The following is an 18,816-nucleotide window of genomic DNA, read 5'->3' as shown; positions in this document are numbered from 1 at the left end:
TACCAATCTTGCTTTCATCGCTTTGTTATTGAAAAGATTGTGAACAGGTTCTTAGAAGTGGTGTAGGACTAGTCCATACCGTTGTCTCACCTATTGAGAAACCAAACTCATTATCCAACAATGCTTGGAAAAAATTGATTCTAGCCCCTGAAGAAAAAATGCAACGTAAATTTGGTAAAAAAGATGATGACTATACCGAATCTACCGTCTATACATTTTCGATGAATCTTTCTACTGCAACCAAAAACGAGCCAGAGCGTTTCGCACGACTTGCTTTAACTTTACCAAAAGATATTAGACAAGAATATATTACTCAATTCTATTACAGTTTACGAGCTGATGAAAAAGATGTCCAAGAAGAATATCGTGAAAATTGGCAACCGTGTCCTGTTAATCTGGTCTATGAGGTCATCGAACATTTCGGAGTTAATGGTGATAAAAATGCACTACCTTGGCTTATTGCCGAGAATATAAAACTTCTAGAAATTCCAGAGCTTTTTGAAAAAATCAAAGACATGGCATTATATGCCAAAGACCCTGAACCATATAGAATGTCAATGTATGACCCCAAAAAGGGAAATCACACAGATAATGCCACTACACATGAATTGATAAATTGTTCTTTGAACAGCCAAAGAAGTATCGCTTATCGGGGCATTGCAAAATATTTTTGGGAACATAAAGATTATGCAATGCAAAATAAGCATTTTATAGATTCCGCTATTCAAGATTCTCATCCTGCGGTTCAAATCGTAGCTGTTGAAATGTTATCACCGTTTCTAAATTATGACCTTGATTTTGCTTTAGAAAAATATCTAGAACTTTGTTCTTATGATGATAGATTTACAATTGCTCATAATTCACACTATTTCTTCAATAATGCTTTTGAAAGTACCTTATGTGATAAGTATGTTGAATTAGTCAAAAGAATGTCTATTTCCCCTATCGACGAGGTGTGTAAAATGGCAGGTATGCAGATTTTTGCTCGCTGGTACTATAATGACTTGTTTCAAGATACGATTGATAATGCTTTGTCTGCAGATGATAAAATTCGCAAAGGTATCGCTGACGTAGTCAGTCAAATTTTGATACGAGACTCAGGCTCTATAAAAAATGAAAAATTATTAAAGGTTTTTGGTATTCTTATCAATGACTCTAGTAAATCTGTCAGAGACAGATTGAATCACACATTTTTCAATGAAAGTTTTTGGAAAAAAGAGATTTCAAATGAGCTATTTGGGTTATATTTAAACTCAAATTACGTTGGTGAAAATATCTATTATTTCTTTCATGCTATCGAAAATTTTCCCGACGCTCTTACAGATTTTCATGAATCGATTTTGCTTTTTATTGAAAAAATTACTATGAGAAATTTAACAATTGAAGATAAGCAAGAATTGCATGCCTATAGTTCCCATTTGATTGCCTTTCTTCAGCATATTTATGACAAAGCTATGGATGATGAGAATTATGATATATTAGAGCGTTGCATGGATGTGTGGGATAGTTTGCTAAAATCTGAAATACCTGCGATACAAGGAGCAAATCAGAAATTTGATTCTGGACTGTTGAATTAATCTCAATGATTGATTAAAGCATTAATTGTAAAAGCTTAAGGATTATTAAAAAGGCACATCTGCATTTTCTCCATCTCCCCAATCATCATGATAATCATTATCCCAATCAATGCCAATTTTCGGCTTTTTCTTCAAAGGTCGATAAGCGGAAGTACTCGCCTGAAAACCACCCAATGATTTAAATCCCGTATCATTGGACAACAGACTCGTAGGCACCTCGCTTAAAAAATAACTCTCAATGGTACGGTTTTGCCCATCAACCCGACTGGTCGCCCAGGTATTTAAGTTTTGCCGAGTGATAATCAATTCATCCTTTGCCCGCGTCATGGCTACATATAGCACACGGCGTTCTTCTTCCACTTCTTCAAAGCTGTCTTGGGCGCGCAGATGCGGATATTGTCCCACTGATGCATTAACGATATAGCAGACTTCACGCTCAGCCCCTTTGGCAGAGTGAATGGTAATCAATGTGACCAAGTCATCATTGTCTTGCTTATCGACTTCGCTGTGCGAAATCGGATCTAAAACATATGCTTCAATAAAGTCTGCCAAGGTATTGTGACGCATGGCAAGCTGTTTAATTAAATCAAAATCCCGAGTGCGGCTATCCCAGTCTTTTTTCTCATAGTTTTTTTGCAATTGATCACTTAACGCATCAAAGGCGATATCAATGCTTTTCTCTGGCAGTTCCTGTAGCTTAGCAAGTTCCTTAAGTGCTTCAATAGCAGGTTTTGGTACTTTGCTTTTCTTATCAAGCACCTCAATGCAAGCATTCAAGTCTGGTAAGGTTAAAAACTCATTTACTAGCTTCCCTGCCCCAGCATCGCCGATGCCATCCCAAAGCGTTAAAAAACGAATCCAAGCGAGTTCATCTAGATAATTAACCGTCACTCGTAGCATACTGATTAAATCTTTAACATGCGCCGCTTCCAGTAATTTGGTACCACCGATAAACACATACGGGATATTTGCAGCAATGAGTGCGCTTTCCACTTGTCGACCTGAAAACGCTGAGCGCAGCAAAATCATATGATGATGCCACGGTGCCCCTTTGTCATAACGCTTTTTTAAATCACTGACGATAAATCGCGCTTCATCGAACTCATTGCCAAAACTATGCAGTACCGGTTTAATCCCTTCACCGCGATGCGCGGTAAGCCGTTTTTTATAATCAAGCTCACTTCGATCCAGTAGCCAATTGGACAAGTCCAAAATCTCTTGAGTTGAGCGATAATTTAAATCCAGTGTTAGCACTTCGGCATCAGGTACTCTTTCTTTGAAGCTATGTATATTTTCAAAGTCTGCTCCACGAAAGCCATAAATCGACTGGGCATCATCCCCAACACAAAATAGCTGCGTGCGTCCAATAAAGGGTTGCAGCAGTAACCACTGTAGCGGATTGGTATCTTGCATCTCATCAACGAGCAGATACTTGGTGTTTTCAGTGACTCGTTCAAGTAGCCAATCATCCGCATTTAAATAGCGTGCGACATATTCCAAGATATCATCGTAATCGAGATAATGACGCTCCCCCTTTTGCACTTCATAACCTTTCATGACTGCTTTGATTTCATCATAAGCAGGCTGAAAATCTGGCAGTTGCTTGTATAGCGCGTCTTTGAGTGAGATTTGGGTATTACGCGAGTAGGAATATAAGTTAACAAGCTCTTTGGGCTTAGGTAGTATTTCGCTAACAGTTTGAGCGGCTTTTTTACGTTGAAAGGTAATGGTTTTACCCGTCGATGTTTGACTATTCTTTGCTGCTGCCTCTTTAGCACGCTTGTCTTCGAGCTTACCACGTAGCAGTTTGAACATCATGATTTGGTCATCACGGTCGATGACGTTAAAACCTTTTAAGGCAAACACTTTAGGGTAACGACGTAAGATACTTAGACAAAAGGTATGAAAGGTGGAGGCGCGCAGTCCTTCAGCTTGACTACCTAAGTGACTTTCGACACGGGTGACGATCTCACTAGCAGCGCGGCGGGTAAAGGTGACGATTTGGATTTCATTGGCTACCACACCTTTATCAATCAAATATGCCGCACGAGCCACAATAGTCTTGGTCTTACCACTGCCTGCCCCGGCTAGTACCAATGTATTTTGGCTATCGGTGGTGGCAGCTTTGCGCTGGGCAGGGTTGAGCTCGTTGAGCAAGATGTTGATAGTCATGGTTTTATAGTGTTGAGTTTGTTATGGGTTTAGGCTAGCAAACAATGGGTAAGTTGTCTAACGGTTTTATCTATGCCTGTTTTAAATCTTCTTTTGTCAAAATTTTCAATCTAAAAAAAACTTTTAAAATCGTATTGCAAAAATTCTTATTATTGAATACTATGAGTACATGATTAAATTTATTAAATATTGGATGGATTTATGGCATTACGAACTAAAGCAAAAAAAAGTGCAACACGAACTAATACAAAGGTTTCTGAATCATCAAATAATTACGAAACATTGTTGCCAAAAGACCGACCACAATTAGTCACTTCTCTCACTGAAGTGATTGAAAATATCAAAAAATTTAGTCGTGAATTAGCGTCTTATGAAGATGGTGATAGTGACCGATACGTTGATTATGTGATGGAAAATATGTCGCACTATCGTGCTTGGTATGCTTACAAAGATGAAAAGACAGGTACTTATTTATTTGCTCCGTCTAAATATATCGGTTATCAAGATATGACTGCTAATAAATATGTAGAAACCTACGCCTATATGGATGGACGAAAAACGGAAAAGATTTTGTCAGAATGGTTTGAGATGTTAGATGAAAGTGAAGAAGATTTCGATTTTTTAAATCGTAAATTACTAACCGTATTTTCTGCAACTGGTAAAACGATAAATGCCTTGTTTCGTATCAATGTTCTCAAACGTGAGGAGGATAATGAGTTACTGGAAAAAGATTTAGTGGATTTGATTTATAAGGTGTTCTTGGGTCTGTCTGATGAGAGCAAGGCTCTTATCAAGCAGAAAATTTCAAACAAAATTTAAAAATTTACTTAGGAGAGAATATGAAAATTCTATCTGGTGGTGATATTGCTAAAGAAGTGAAAAGTATCAATCCGCAGTATATTGCTGTAGGTTATATTGGCAAAGACTGGCATAGATATATTGACATTGAGTTTGTCAAAGAAATCATTGTTAGTCCAACGATAGGTTCAAATCCTTTTGCAATCGAATCAATAGTGAAAGAAATTGGATTTGAGAACGTTTATTTTTTGGATGAGCTTCATGCCAAATTATATATTGGTTCTGATAGATATGCGTTTGGTAGTTTTAATTTATCTGCGAACGCTTTTGAGGCAGATGAAATATTAGTTGAATTTGGTTGTATCGCTAACGATGGAATTAAACAAGCTAAAAGTTTTTATGAACAATGTAAAAATAGAGCCATTAATAGATATAGAACTGTTGAAGAAAAAGAATTAGCACTAAAGAACCTTTTTGAAAAACATAAATCTTTAAATTTCTATAAAAATGATTCAATTTTTGTCAGTGATGAGAGTTCAAGTAGGGATGGTCATAATACAGATGAAAACTTTTATATTATGGGAGTAAATCAAGATGGTGAATATGATGAAGATTTACTTAGAGATAATAATCCGCAGTATAGAGACATCGAAGATTTAGAAGCAGCATTTGATAATTATCAATCAATTGTACTTGATAAGGAAATCTATAATGGGAAAGTCAAATTAAATTCTTGGGTGCTACAAGTAGATAAGAGAAAAAAGGCTAAAACGCCTTATTCATGGTTATTTATAAATAGTATCGCTAAAGGTGTCAATGAAGATGACGCTATTATGATTATTCAGGATGACTTAACAGAAACTCCAACTAAAAAACCATTCAAAATTGACACTGCGATTATGATGGAAAAAATAAAGAAACTACTAGATATGCCCAAATATCAGCCTTTATTCTACGACATATCAAATGATAAAAAACTTTCAGAGCAGTTTGATTTTGACCTAGCAATAAAATTATCAAAAGAATTCAAAAAAGATTTATTAGGGCTGTAGTTAAAAACTCTAGATTTCTAACACTTTTTAACATGAACAAGATGAGATACATTTTTTCATCTTGTTTCACTTCTTATCAATCCTATAATCAAGAGAAAAAAATGAACCACTTCACCATTAGTAACATTGAGTGGAAAGAATTCCCTATGCACCCTGAAAAGTTCGATGGCTACCAATTGAGCATAAAATGTAAAGTGGTGTTTGAAAAAGCCATTGAAAAAAATGATGAAGATGGCTATGGCGATGACAAATTTAGCTTTACCTTGATTGCCTTAGACGATGAAGGCTATGCCATTCTTGAAGTGGATTTTTGGGATTATAGCTTGCCACCTGTGGGCAAAAAGAGTCGTATGCTATCAAAACGCTTTGCCTGTGAACAAGAAGAATGTGACCTTATCCATAGCTGGGTGCTCAAATAACGTCTTTTTCACCTATGTCACAGACAACAGGACTATCATCCATGAACAATCTCACTACTGATATTTATCCAAAAACCAACTGTCCTATTACCGCAATTTTATACCAAGAAAGCATTAATTCTAACGATGCTAAAGCACATTTTGCTTTTTTTCATGTGAATTCTCAATTTAATAGCAAGGAATTACTGGCATTCAAACAACGGGTTGGTGCTAAATTATTAATCGCCATAGTAACTAATGAAGGTGAAACGAGTGATGACAGAGTAAAGGTCGCTGATAAAATTATGTGGTGTGAACCTGATGATGTGGATATTTTGGCAGCGACAATTAACCAAATAACCAGCGAAGAGAATTTTATCAGTATTGATGAAAATGATTTTTTGATTTGTTTTGAAAATACCAATAACGCAAGATTTATTTCTTATCGCACTACCACTAATAGTTTCAATGATTTGTCTAGGTATACTAATAAATTTCAGTTAGTAGCAGATTCATTGCCAAAATATACAGCAATTATCACGCATATCACAGCAGATGATAGCTTTAACTTTGACGACCAAGAAAAAACTACCAAGTCTATGGATAAATTTGTCGTAGATGACAGTAACATATTTCATGGCGTTTCGTTTACAGGAAAATATAATCGCTGTGATATTGCGACATTCGCTTTTTGGTATGATAGTAACGGACCGAAGCTATCGTCAAAAAACTTGCAAAATCAATTACCGTTAGTCAAAGAGCAATGGGATGTGAGCTTGCTCTCGCTACTAGCAAATAAACCGTCTGCGTTCGATAATAATGCTATTGATTTATTCATGGGCTATCGATGCCCGAAACAGGCAACTTATTTAAATCTTACTAAAGCCCCACATTTACTCATAGCAGGTCGCTCAACAGATACGACCAACAAAATGTTGCATACCTTAATGGTGAGCATATTGATGCAATATAGCCCTGAGCAAGTTAGGCTTATGCTCATTGACAATGAAAATTCCGTATTTACCGATTATCAAAACTTACCACATCTGATAGCCCCAATTGGTGATAGGAAAAATTCCGCTCAAAATTTGGCTTGGTGTCAGTTAGAAATGGAACGTCGTTATCGATTAATGAGTCTAACCAAAACAAGAAACTTGGTGGACTTCAATCAAAAGATGGAAGAAACTAACGAACTTAGCAAATTAATAGCTCGTTACCGAGTGGTTGATAATCCCATTATTGATTTTGAGCAGATTTCAGCTCTATTTCAACCCTTACCAAGAATTGCGGTCATCGTCAGTGAGTTAAAAGAGCTGATGCTAGATAGTACATTATTGAATGAAAAAATGATAATCAACATTGCGCAGAAAGCCTGTGCAGCGGGAATTCATTTGATTTTATCAACTAATTATCCTTCTGTGGATGTGATTACAGGATTAATTAAAGCTAATATCCCAACTCGGCTAAGCTTTGAAGTCAATACTAAAGCTGATTCACGAACGATTTTAGATAGTTTGGGTGCAGAACTGCTAACCGGTGAGGATATGCTATTTTTACCTTCTGGTAACGATGAATCAAAATATCTACAACCTATTTTTGCAACACAATTTGAAATCAATCAAGCTTGTGAAAAATGGCAACTCGATGAAAGGCAAAATTATGTGGTGACTCAGTCGCAGGAAATTAATGAACTGATTGAAGACTATATGCAAGAAATATCCGAGGGATTTTATGAGCCATTGCAACCCGACCCAATTTATGATGAAGTTATTAGTTTTATCCGAGAGGTCGGCAAGGTTTCAATATCGAGTGTTCAGCGTAGATTTAGTATCGGTTATACCCGTGCCGCTCGGTTAATCGATAGAATGGAAGCGGAAGGGATTGTAAGTAGTGTGGATAAAAGTGGCAGAAGGGTAATATTGTAAATGCTTACAAATTTTGAAAGAAAAAATTGAGACAGTGATTGTTTATAAAATTTTTAGTTTTCGTATTACGGCAAAACACAAAGAGTTAAACAAATTTTGTCTGCTATCAAACAAATTAAAAACTTAGATTGTCTTAAAATATTATTAAATTCATTTTTAAATAATATTAACCTACAATCCCTATATCTGCAATGGTTATAGGGATTTTTCTATAATCTTAATTAAAGTCATTTAACGTTAATTTCATCGAATAAACTCTGATAATTGTCACGCAAAATGAGCCATTTTTTGTCATGACTATTTTACCATTTTTTGGTCATCATTAATCATTGTTAAATAATTTCTAGCTAGCTATTTTATTTTAGCTTCATCAATATTTTAAATAATTTGAAAAATTAGTTTAATTAATTTTATCGATAGCTAATTCCCTAATTCACCGTGATTACTTTGTATCTGCCCTCATATGGTTACTCATTTTTAGCGATAGAAATGAAATTATTAGGATGGGGAATTCAAATATTAGAAACCCAATTTTGGCATCTTTTGCCAGTAAATTATTGCCTTATCGAGGAATAGACAGTGGTATTCTGCGTACTTACAAAGCCTATCCAGATATTGAACTGATTGATGATAGAGAAAGTAATTTGTTTAGAGCTGTTATTAGAAGGAAGATTATTCAAGTTTTATCAAAGATTGAAATCGGTTATTTTTTAATTCCAAAATAGAACCAAATAAGTTTATGTTTGGTGTTATTCTTAAGTTAAATTAACTTTCTTTGATTAAGTACTTAAATTGAAAGATTTATGCTAAAAACGTTACTTGAAAAAAATTCTGAGATTTTGCTTATTACATTGACTAATATTCGACCTTGAGATTATGAGTTTCAACCTACATTTTTGCAAAACTATTTTTATATTTCCAAAAATAAGTGAACTCATGCTTATTCCCAATGAAAAAAAACAGAAAGTCAAGGCGATTTTGAATGAAGATAATGGCAATCATATAAAAATTTAAAGTCTGATTGATAATTCTTAGCAGGGTCTGCTAGGCGATGCAGAGTTAGGTGATGATAAATGACAAAGGTTCAAGTATTAAAACTTTTTTTGCAAAATCATCTACTTTATGTATATTTGTGGTAGTTCTTAATTTCTTTTACTATGGTTTCTTTTTAGTTCTAAAACAATGCTAAAGTATTTTTTTTAGGTTGTATTTTAACCTCATGTGTAGAAGTTGAAAAAAGAAGCTGTTTTAAGCACCGGCTTGATTTCGAACCTGATTTATGGATAAAAGCAGAATCATTAGTAAAGCCTTTTAACACATCGTCTATATGTCTTATTCTAGCGACCTAAAATTTGCCAAAGCGTATAAGGGCAGATTAACTAGCCAATCTTGTTTACGATAATCTGACATTGAGGTTCTGAAGACTTTATCGGGTTTAAACTTATCATAATACGACCGCAAACTTTTAGCCTTAAGGTTTTCTTCTGCTTTCACCTCTATTGGTATGATTTGACTACTATGTTGTACTACAAAATCTACTTCTGCTACCGCACGTTCAAGGCCCCAATAAAAGATAGGCTCTAAACCGCTCACTAATAACTGCTGCAACACATACTGTTCCGTCAATGCCCCTTTAAATTCAGTAAATAGCCGATTACCCGCTAATAAAACACTGACATCCAGCCCTGTTTTAGCAGTCAATAATCCCACATCCACAAAATATAGTTTAAACACATTGTCTTGATAGCCACCTAATGGCAGATTCGGTTTGGTAATTCTAAAGATTTGATGGACCAATCCACTCGCTACTAACCATTGAATAGCGGATTCGAAGTCCTTTAATCTTGCCCCAGACTGTGCTTGAGTGGCGACAAACTTTTTGTTTTCCTTAGCAAGCTGTTCAGGTAAGCTTTGCCATACGGCTCGCACTTTAGAGATGATGCTATTATCCTGAATATGCTTGGAAAAATCATACTCATAAGCGAGTAGTAAATTGTTTTGCACATATCTTACTGCCTCAAAATTTTGGCCGTCAACAAAGGTTTTTACCGCTTCAGGCATACCACCGACAAAATAATACTGTCGTAAACGCTCAATATATTTGCTCTTCATAGCGGTGATTAATCCCCAATCTTGGCTTTGTAGCAGTTTTACCAATTTATCATCACCCATCGCCCATAAAAACTCAATGAAATCCATCGGATAAAGGGCTAAAAATTCCACTTTGCCCACAGGAAAGGACAAACCTTGATGAATTGCGATCCCCAGCAATGACCCTGCCGACAGAATTGACAGCTGAGGCATATTCTCATAAAAATATTTGAGCGATGATAAGGCTTTCGGTACTTCTTGAATTTCATCAAAAATGAGTAACGTATTTTCTGGCTCAATGTCAACACCTGACTCAATCTGTAAGCCTAGCAACAAACGATGGACATCAAAGTCACCTTCAAAAAGGACTTTCATACGTTCGTTATTATCAAAATTGATATAAGCAACTTTAGCAAAATGTTGCTCGCCAAAATGCTTCATTAGCCAAGTTTTTCCGACTTGTCTAGCACCTTGAATCACCAGAGGTTTGCGAGTGGATTTTTCATACCAAGTTTTTAATTTTTCTAAAATATGACGCTGCATAACGAACTCTAATTCTTAAATTTACTTTTTACAAATGTATTATATATTTATTCTCACATTTTACAAATGAAAAATGTGAGAATAAATATAATCTAAAGAAATTCGACATACATATCGCATTGAATTTATTATGAAGGCTTTGTTAAGCTTGAAAGTGTTTCTTTGCAGTTAATTGACCCGGTGGCAAGTATTCTTAGTGGCATGATAGCTAATAAAGGTTAAATGTCGAATCCTTTCTACCATTACTTTAATTAAAAACGCTTGCCTATTTATTTACATCTAAAAATATTCAGTCTTATGCCAAAATCTATCACCACCCTTGCCAATTTACTGCATAAATTTAATAGCCAGACTATCAGTCGTAGCCTTGAATATGTCAGCAGAATCAACCTTGAAAGCCTTAAGCGAACCGAAACGGCTCAAACCACTCAATTACAAGCCGATATTAAAGGCACGAAAAAATACCATACCCAAATTGCCTATCACAAAGCCAGTCAGCGTATCACCCAAAGTGATTGTACCTGCCCTGTCGGCAGTTTTTGTAAGCATGGGGCAGCTTTGGCACGGCTTTTTCGAGACCAAGAAGACGAAAAAAACGACCCAATGAAGAAGTTTTTGGTTCAGAATCAAGAATTTATGCAAGAGTTAATGCAGAAGATTGCTCAGTTTGATAATCCAATAGAGTATCAAGATATCACCGATACATTAGCCAAACGTTTAAATGCATCGCCTATTAATAATTTTAACAGCCCAAATGTTCATAATAGCAAACAACATGACGAAGCCAAACTTTGGCTTAAAAATTTAAACCAAAATTTAAAAGAATTGGCTAAAACCCAAAAAAACCCCAGCGCCACTAGCGAGCCCTCGCCCTTTGTCTATCTAATCGAACATAAATTTGGTCAATTACAGCTTGAGCTTATCAAAGTTCGACGTATCAAATCAGGCGAAATTCGTGAGGCAAAAACCTATACGCAATACAGCAATCTTTACTACAGCTATTCAATTCCTATTACTACCAAAGCTTTATTTACCCAAATTTATGACCATGTCAAAGCCCAAGACCGAGCGGCTTTTGCTCAGCATTTTATGATAGCGAATGAACTACCGCTTGAGTTATTACAACAGCTTATTAAAGATAAAATTTTGTACGATAAATCCAAATGGGATAATGACTGGAAGACAGAACAGTTTCACCCTATCACTTGGACAGACGAGAGTTTAACCCTAGAAATCCAGTGGCTACAACACAGCCAACAACAGGGCGAAAAACTTCAATTTAATTTGCTTGATAAAGACCAGCATCGCTATGGGTTTGGGCAAATCGACGATTTTGATATACTGTTTACCCAGCCTTTGACCTTTATAAACCGAGTAAAACGCCAAATCGGCTTGGTCAATGCGGAGACAATCGGTGATATGCCAAATGACGTATTGTATCGATTGCTGACTATGCCTGTGATTCCTAAAGAAATGGCAAATGATGTAGAAGAAGTTTTGTCCAGCCATCAAATAACGCAAATATTACCTAAATCTTCAAACACACAACCTATCGAAGAAGCCCATGATACACCACAGCCGATTATCCGTTTTGGGGATGCCAGCGATGTCATTTTGATAACGCAAACCAAAAAATACGACTGGCACAATTACAAAATTTCCAAACAATACGTCAAAGCAGAGCTTAGTTTTGGTTATCAAGCAGGTGAAATCCAAGCAGACTATCGCCAGCCCACTAAGATATTTTTCGACAAAAAAAATGGTCAGCGAATCTGTCAATATCGTGACTTAAAAACTGAACGGTTGGCAATTAAGGCGTTAAAAAAACTATTTAAAACATTCAAATGGACATTAAATAGCAATCATCAGCCAACTGAATATCAAGCTACCATTGAACTTGGTGAAGCTTTTAACGCACTTTTACCTGTTGATAAACTTGCTCAAATCGGTTGGCAAGTCGAGCATTTAGCCGATAGCCCAATTAACGCTGACCTTTCCCAAAACCTAGAATTGCTTGTTGAGCCTTTGACAGGCGAAAACGGTGATGATGGCAGTCATTGGTTTGAAGTCGGAGCAACAATCAGTGATAGCGAAGGACATAAATATGATTTACTAAATATCGTGGCGTATTTGCTTGAGCAATATCCGTATTTGATGCATCCAGATATCGAGCAGCTGTTTGATAAAAATCATCTATTCGCCATTAACGTGGGCAATGGTCGCCCCGCATTGGCGGTGGCTTTTAAAGATATTTTGCCAATTTTGCAAAATTTAACCCATCTATTATCACAAGATGAGCGAAAAATTGATAGGTATGACGCTCAGCAGTTAGTTGACCTTGAACATACCCTGGGTATGGCATGGCAAATGCCAGAAAAACTTAAAACTTTTAGCGAAACACTCAAAGCTGGTTATCAATCTAATTTGCCCACGCCACAAGGCTTTCACGGTGAACTTAGACCCTATCAACAGCAAGGTTTGGCTTGGTTGCAGTTTTTGGCACAAACCGAACATGGCGGCGTGCTTGCCGATGACATGGGGCTGGGTAAAACTGCCCAAACCCTGGCTCATGTACTGATGGAAAAACAAGCGGGACGGCTTGAAAATAGTCCCGTGTTAATCGTTGCTCCGACCTCGCTCATGCACAACTGGCAAAAAGAAGCCGAAAAATTCACCCCTGAGTTGTCCGTGTTACTATTGCATGGGGCAAATCGCCATGAAAAATTTGAAAAAATCAACGCCTATGACATCGTGCTAACCACCTACCCGCTTGTGGTGCGAGATGAAGATACCTTAAAAGCCCAACAATTTCATCAAATCATCCTTGATGAAGCACAAAATATCAAAAATCCCCACAGCAAAGCCGCCCAAGTGCTACGCTCCCTTACCGCCAAACATCGCCTGTGCTTGACAGGCACACCGATGGAAAACCATCTGGGCGAACTGTGGTCATTGTTTTACTTTCTTATGCCAGGATTTTTGGGTAGCCAAGACGTGTTTAATAAACATTACCGCCACCCTATCGAGAAAAAAGGCGATAAACAAAAACGCCAAAAACTGGTCAATCGAACCAAGCCTTTTATTTTACGCCGTCTTAAAACCGACGTTGCCAAAGAGTTGCCACCCAAAACAACCATCGAAGTCAATATCGACATGAATGATGAACAATCCAAACTGTATGAAGCGGTGCGGGCGACCATGCAGAAAAACATCAAAAAAATCATTGCCGAACAAGGTTTTAAACGCAGTCAGATTCAGATTTTGGAAGCCTTGCTAAAACTGCGTCAAGTCTGCTGTCACCCCAGTTTATTAAATTTGGACAATTTACCCACTGACAAAAAAAGCCAAAAATATAAAGCTGCCCAATCTGCCAAACTGGAGTATTTGATTGAAACCGTCAGTGACATGGTGGCAGAAGGTCGTAAAATTCTTATTTTTTCGCAGTTTACCAGTATGCTCGCCTTGATTGAACAACGGCTCAATGAGCAAAAAATCGCCTTTAGCAAATTGACAGGACAAACCAAAAAACGTATCGAAGCTATCGAGGCGTTCCAGTTTGGGCAAGTGCCTGTGTTTTTAATTAGTCTAAAAGCAGGCGGTGTAGGATTAAATCTCACCGCTGCCGATACAGTTATTCATTATGATCCATGGTGGAATCCTGCCGCAGAAGATCAAGCGTCTGATAGGGCATGGCGAATTGGACAAGACAAGCCTGTGTTTGTCTATAAGCTGATTACCAATCAAAGCATTGAAGAGAAAATCTTAAATATGCAAAAACATAAAGCCGAACTTGCACAGTCTATTCTAAGCACCGACCATGAGGGCGACATCAAACTGAGCGAAGATGAACTATTAAGCCTATTTGAGAAATTTGTGTAATACCAATCTTATTAAACAATATATAAATTGCTTTGCAAATAAAAAGAAATTAATATGTTTCTTTAATTTTGGTAATTTTAGATGAAATTATTAGATGATATTAAACGACGCCGAATTGAGTTGGGCTTCAAGCAAAAAGATATGCATGCCAGAATCGGTCTATCACGCCAACAATATCAGCAGATCGAGTCGAAAGGTAACCCAAGACTAGATACGCTTGAGCTGATTGCAAAGGGACTTAATAGTGAATTGATGCTTATTCCAAATGAAAAAAAACGCCAAATACTGGCAATTTTGAATGAGGATAAGGACAATCAACCAGAGATCCAAAGCTTGATTGATAACCCTTGGCAAGGTTTATTAGGGGATGATGCTTGATGAAAGTCCGTGTCCTAAAGCTTTCTTTGCATGGTCATCTTGTTGGTTACTTGGCAGGCTATGACAATTGCAAGAATGTGCTGACCTTTGCACAAGCATTTGTCATGGATGAAAACCGTCCTACCATGAGCTTAACAACTCGTCCCGATTTCCCCTACGCTGATAAAAGATTGACACAGCAATGGGTACATCGGCAAAAGCTCAATCCTATATTATCCAATTTATTGCCTGAAGGGGCTTTGCGCAGCTTACTAACTCAAGGACTAAAGATTCATTCAGACAATGAATTTGATCTACTGGCCTACTTAGGACATGACTTGCCTGGCGCATTGGTGGTTGAGAGCCTTGAGATTGATGATGTTCCTGGCTATATTTTTGACGCTAATCATATAAGCGTTTCTCCACGGTTAATAGTATCATCAGACCAGTTAACCCCTAATCCGCATTTTTCATTGGCTGGGGTACAGATGAAATTTTCCATGTCACACCAAGGTGGACGATTTACTTTACCGAATACCCAGAATACCTCTGATTTGGGTGACTGGATTATCAAAACGCCCTCAATCATTCATTCAAGTGTTGCTGAAAATGAATACAGCATGATGACACTGGCGCAGATAGCAGGCATTGATATCCCAAATATTCAACTGGTGCGATTAGAACAATTAGAAAACTTGCCAAAGATTAATTTACCCAATGAGTCTTATGCCTATGCGATTGAACGTTTTGACCGTCAAAAAGATGCCAGCAGTTCTCACGTAAACCGCACTCATAGTGAAGATTTTGCTCAGATCCTTGGCAAATACGCCCATGATAAATACGAAGGCGGTAGCTATACTCAAATCGCTAAAATTCTGTATCAATATAGCGAAGACGGACTTGCAGATATTAAACAGTTGGCTAGACGACTACTCGTAAATATCTTACTGGGTAATGGCGATGCACATCTCAAAAATTGGAGTGTGATATATCCTGACCGCTATCACTTACGGCTGTCACCTGCTTATGACATTGTATTTACAAAAGCCTATATCCCCAATGAGACTAGCTTGGCGTTAAATCTTGGAAAGTCTAAAAATTGGTATCAGATTAATTTAGCTGATTTTGAGTATTGGGCGAGAAAAGCGGATATCCCTTGGCGAGTGGTGAAACCAGAGCTTTTGGAAGTGATAGATATTGCAAGATCATTGTGGCGAGACAAGCTTCATGAATTACCAATGTTAGATAGCCAAAAGCAGTTACTGCTTGAACACTGGCGACAGCTACAAACTGCCTTTCGAATTTAAAAAATCTTGGTAATTTGTCACAATGAAGGCATTTTATGACGTTATGTCGATTTTCTGATTAAATTTAAACATATTGTTCGAATATGTCGATTTTTATGCGATTTTTCGACATATCATGATTGAGTGTCGATGGTATCGACTTATCAGCCGAAACTGGTTTATCACGTCAGAAATTAGAAATAATGAATTATAGAAGTTCGTGTGCTAACGATTTGCTTGTATGACTGTGTTTTAGGTTATTTAGCAAGATATGATTATGACCGACACATAATTTTGTACATTACGTAACATATATCTTTCATAAATAAGCGGATATCCATATAATAAGCAATATATCACTCATAAACTATATTATGAACAATACGTTAACCTTACAGGCTTTTTTAGATCAGCAATGGCAGGACATCGCTGAGTTAGTCTTTAATGAATTTAATCTAATTGAAATTGCTTATTTAGGTGATTATAGCTTTCAGCATTATCTTGCTGATAATTGGCACGCTTTTTCGATTAATTACCCTGTCGAACTGTTTGGCTATCGTATTGATAATGGTTGGCTTCCTATGTTAGACGATATTATTCCTGCAGGTGCAGGGCGCAGATATTGGTTAAATTATCTTGGACTAACGCATTTATCAGAGGCAGAGAAGAATTTTCGTTTACTTGAAGCTGCTACTATCGCACCTATTGGGCATCTTCGCATAAAACAAGCCGTCGAAAATTTACCAATCGGTGAAAATCGTCTCTTTGACATTAAAGAAGTGGTGAATCGTCATGCCGACTTTTTGGATTATGCCAATCAAATGGGCGCCATTGCAGGCGGTGCGACAGGCGCGGGCGGCGAAGCCCCTAAATTGGTATTGCGCCTTACGGGTAGTAATAAGGTATGGATTGACCATCAACAGTTAGCCGAAAATTCTTTTCATAGCCAAGATGCCTACTATTTAGTGAAGTTTCCACGAGGCGCTCGCAGTGAGATCGACTGTGATATCTTACGAGCGGAATATCACTATTATCAAGAATTAGCCAGTTTAGGCTTGAATACTATTGAAACAACGCAAATGCGACTCATCGAGGGTGAGCGTTATCCGTCTTTATGGTTACCACGTTTTGATGTGAGGCAAAACGAGCAACGCAAAACCCAACGACTAGCGATGGAATCGGTGTATGCTATGCTTAAGCAACATCCTGCTACTCGGCTTTATCATGGGCAAACGATAAGAGCGTTAATCAATATCATTGATAGGTCAAATATGACCACAGAGGGCTTTAAGTTTGATAAAACGGCATTTGTTATAGAATGGGTCAAGCGAGATTTACTTAATATCGCCTTTGGCAATAGTGACAATCATGGGCGGAATACGGCATTTTTGCGAGATGAGACCACTATTTGGCTAAGCCCTATTTATGATTTTGCCCCCATGAAAGCTGACCCCGAAGGCATCGCTCGCAGTATAATTTGGCAGAATGATAACGGTCAAACCCTAGAATTGGGTGGTCGTTACGACTTTATCGCTATCTGTAAGAGTTTGTCCGATTTGATAGAGCCTTCAATTTTACTCAAAGAACTTAAGCAAACTGCCGAGAAATTGGTCGATCTAACGAATCGATTGCAACAACGAGGCGTCAGTGAAAAAATCTTATCGCATCCAGCAATTGCATTTGATTATTTGCCAAAACGCTTACAAGACTGGAGATTGCTATGAGTAACTTACTAAATCGTCAGCGAGCCTCTGATGCCCCACCCGACTTACAAGGATTAAGTCGAACGCAGGCTCGTGACCAAGTGATTCAGCAATTTATGCAAGGTCAATTGACACAAGGTGAACTGCTAAAGAAACTCCGTATTGATGTACTAGGGGTCAAGCAAGATGCGTTTGCAACATTAGTCAAGGTCTCTCGTAAAACGATTTCTGACGTGGAAAATGACAATGGCAATTACAGCGTCAATACGATTAATCAGATTTTCCGGCCATTTGACTTAGTGCTTAAATTGGGATATCGTTGAACACTTTTTATAAAAAGGACTGAATATCTGTCCTTTTTATCCTATGCGGTAAAGTAAGCCTATAGCTATTACTGCTCATCTTGTACCATATCAGGTTATTGCTTTGATCAGTTAAAAACCTATTCATCCCACTGCCAATGAATCGCCAATTGATCCAGCACGTTTTTGGCTTGTGGTTGATGTGACGCATCGCCCTCTAGGTTGACTAGCACAATAAACCCATAAGTAGGGTCGTCTTTGCTGCTGACAGTAGCCTTGATATGATGTTGTAGTAGTAATTCACTGACAGCCATCACGGTCGCTTGACGTTTTAGTGCAGGTTTAAATACTTTACCCACGGCGGTTAAAGGTAATGCATCAATTACGTAGATGGCTTTAGGAATCGCCGCTTTTTCGCCAATGTTTTGTTGGCAAAATTGCATGAGTTTATCAGTATCTAAGCTAACACCCGGCTTAGGGGCAACGAATAAAACAGGTAACTCGCCTGTATAGCTATCAGGCTTACCAATGGCAGCACAGCCGGCTACGCCTTCGTATTGATAAACGACTTCTTCTATCATTTTTGGGTCAATGTTATGTCCACCTCGAATGATTAATTCCTTTTTTCTGCCCGTCAAGAAAAAGTAGCCGTCTGCATCTTGATAGCCCAAATCGCCGGAATTAAACCAAGTTTGATTGTCCGTGTCAGTTACCCAAATCCCTTGGTTTTGCT

At 37.6% G+C, this 18,816-nt stretch carries 14 protein-coding genes; 11 read left to right on the top strand and 3 right to left on the bottom strand.

The genetic code is table 11. The features are described from left to right. Positions 1 to 134 precede the first annotated feature (134 nt). Positions 135 to 1,577 carry a hypothetical protein gene (locus tag RTL34_RS10870; RefSeq protein WP_312116869.1) on the top strand — a complete coding sequence of 481 codons (1,443 nt, stop codon included), beginning with the start codon at positions 135 to 137 and terminating at the stop codon, positions 1,575 to 1,577. Between the two features lie 45 nt (positions 1,578 to 1,622). Here RTL34_RS10870 and RTL34_RS10865 read toward each other — a convergent pair whose 3' ends face one another. Then, on the bottom strand, positions 1,623 to 3,749 hold the full coding sequence (locus RTL34_RS10865) for an ATP-dependent helicase (protein WP_409455460.1): 2,127 nt from the start codon (positions 3,747 to 3,749) through the stop codon (positions 1,623 to 1,625). A gap of 201 nt (positions 3,750 to 3,950) precedes the next feature. Between RTL34_RS10865 and RTL34_RS10860 the strand changes: the two genes are divergently transcribed. From RTL34_RS10860 to RTL34_RS10840, 5 genes are all read left to right on the top strand, one after another. Further along, entirely contained in the window at positions 3,951 to 4,568 is a 618-nt protein-coding gene (locus tag RTL34_RS10860) for a hypothetical protein (protein WP_203172751.1), read from the top strand. A gap of 20 nt (positions 4,569 to 4,588) precedes the next feature. Continuing rightward, the gene (locus tag RTL34_RS10855) at positions 4,589 to 5,599 is read left to right on the top strand and encodes a phospholipase D-like domain-containing protein (RefSeq protein WP_203172750.1); all 1,011 of its coding nucleotides are present in this window, start codon (positions 4,589 to 4,591) and stop codon (positions 5,597 to 5,599) included. 101 nt (positions 5,600 to 5,700) lie between these two features. After that, positions 5,701 to 6,018 (top strand): hypothetical protein, encoded by a 318-nt coding sequence (locus tag RTL34_RS10850; RefSeq protein ID WP_203172749.1) that lies wholly within the window; start codon positions 5,701 to 5,703, stop codon positions 6,016 to 6,018. 41 nt (positions 6,019 to 6,059) lie between these two features. Continuing rightward, on the top strand, positions 6,060 to 7,922 hold the full coding sequence (locus RTL34_RS10845) for an FtsK/SpoIIIE domain-containing protein (RefSeq protein WP_312116866.1): 1,863 nt from the start codon (positions 6,060 to 6,062) through the stop codon (positions 7,920 to 7,922). A gap of 503 nt (positions 7,923 to 8,425) precedes the next feature. Further along, positions 8,426 to 8,647, top strand: a complete 222-nt coding sequence (locus tag RTL34_RS10840; protein ID WP_050325897.1) for a hypothetical protein — start codon at positions 8,426 to 8,428, stop codon at positions 8,645 to 8,647. A 607-nt stretch (positions 8,648 to 9,254) separates the two neighbouring features. On the opposite strand, the gene RTL34_RS10835 is transcribed toward RTL34_RS10840, so the two are convergent. Beyond that, positions 9,255 to 10,556, bottom strand: a complete 1,302-nt coding sequence (locus tag RTL34_RS10835) for an ATP-binding protein (RefSeq protein ID WP_050325898.1) — start codon at positions 10,554 to 10,556, stop codon at positions 9,255 to 9,257. 297 nt (positions 10,557 to 10,853) lie between these two features. Here RTL34_RS10835 and RTL34_RS10830 point away from each other — a divergent pair, with 297 nt between their 5' ends. The 5 genes from RTL34_RS10830 (at position 10,854) to RTL34_RS10810 (ending at position 18,104) form a co-directional block, all read left to right on the top strand. After that, the gene (locus tag RTL34_RS10830) at positions 10,854 to 14,435 is read left to right on the top strand and encodes a DEAD/DEAH box helicase (protein WP_409455459.1); all 3,582 of its coding nucleotides are present in this window, start codon (positions 10,854 to 10,856) and stop codon (positions 14,433 to 14,435) included. Positions 14,436 to 14,516: 81 nt separating this feature from the next. Next, entirely contained in the window at positions 14,517 to 14,813 is a 297-nt protein-coding gene (locus tag RTL34_RS10825; RefSeq protein WP_050326089.1) for a helix-turn-helix domain-containing protein, read from the top strand. Then, a complete protein-coding gene (locus RTL34_RS10820) occupies positions 14,810 to 16,099 on the top strand; it encodes a type II toxin-antitoxin system HipA family toxin (RefSeq protein ID WP_203172744.1) in 1,290 nt (429 codons plus the stop codon). Before RTL34_RS10825 ends, RTL34_RS10820 begins: the two co-directional genes overlap by 4 nt. 353 nt (positions 16,100 to 16,452) lie before the next feature. Continuing rightward, positions 16,453 to 17,802 carry a type II toxin-antitoxin system HipA family toxin gene (locus tag RTL34_RS10815; protein WP_312116862.1) on the top strand — a complete coding sequence of 450 codons (1,350 nt, stop codon included), beginning with the start codon at positions 16,453 to 16,455 and terminating at the stop codon, positions 17,800 to 17,802. Beyond that, positions 17,799 to 18,104, top strand: coding sequence for a helix-turn-helix transcriptional regulator (locus RTL34_RS10810; protein WP_050325020.1), 306 nt, complete (start codon positions 17,799 to 17,801; stop codon positions 18,102 to 18,104). The genes RTL34_RS10815 and RTL34_RS10810 overlap by 4 nt, the downstream gene beginning before the upstream one ends. Before the next feature lie 119 nt (positions 18,105 to 18,223). On the opposite strand, the gene RTL34_RS10805 is transcribed toward RTL34_RS10810, so the two are convergent. After that, positions 18,224 to 18,816, bottom strand: a 593-nt coding sequence (locus RTL34_RS10805) for an AMP-binding enzyme (protein WP_409455458.1), incomplete at its 5' end; no start/stop codon positions are given.

It is taken from the genome of Moraxella sp. CTOTU47915 (genome assembly GCF_031986685.1).
GTDB classification, from domain to species: domain Bacteria; phylum Pseudomonadota; class Gammaproteobacteria; order Pseudomonadales; family Moraxellaceae; genus Faucicola; species Faucicola tetraodonis.
Note: the sequence above shows the minus strand (reverse complement) of the source record. Positions and strands in the feature narration are given on the sequence as shown.

Coding starts and splice junctions, on each gene's coding strand:
- RTL34_RS10865 (WP_409455460.1), bottom strand. CDS start 3,749: ATGACTATCAACATCTTGCTCAACGAGCTCAACCCTGCCCAGCGCAAA.
- RTL34_RS10860 (WP_203172751.1), top strand. CDS start 3,951: ATGGCATTACGAACTAAAGCAAAAAAAAGTGCAACACGAACTAATACA.
- RTL34_RS10855 (WP_203172750.1), top strand. CDS start 4,589: ATGAAAATTCTATCTGGTGGTGATATTGCTAAAGAAGTGAAAAGTATC.
- RTL34_RS10850 (WP_203172749.1), top strand. CDS start 5,701: ATGAACCACTTCACCATTAGTAACATTGAGTGGAAAGAATTCCCTATG.
- RTL34_RS10845 (WP_312116866.1), top strand. CDS start 6,060: ATGAACAATCTCACTACTGATATTTATCCAAAAACCAACTGTCCTATT.
- RTL34_RS10840 (WP_050325897.1), top strand. CDS start 8,426: ATGGGGAATTCAAATATTAGAAACCCAATTTTGGCATCTTTTGCCAGT.
- RTL34_RS10835 (WP_050325898.1), bottom strand. CDS start 10,556: ATGCAGCGTCATATTTTAGAAAAATTAAAAACTTGGTATGAAAAATCC.
- RTL34_RS10830 (WP_409455459.1), top strand. CDS start 10,854: ATGCCAAAATCTATCACCACCCTTGCCAATTTACTGCATAAATTTAAT.
- RTL34_RS10825 (WP_050326089.1), top strand. CDS start 14,517: ATGAAATTATTAGATGATATTAAACGACGCCGAATTGAGTTGGGCTTC.
- RTL34_RS10815 (WP_312116862.1), top strand. CDS start 16,453: ATGAACAATACGTTAACCTTACAGGCTTTTTTAGATCAGCAATGGCAG.
- RTL34_RS10810 (WP_050325020.1), top strand. CDS start 17,799: ATGAGTAACTTACTAAATCGTCAGCGAGCCTCTGATGCCCCACCCGAC.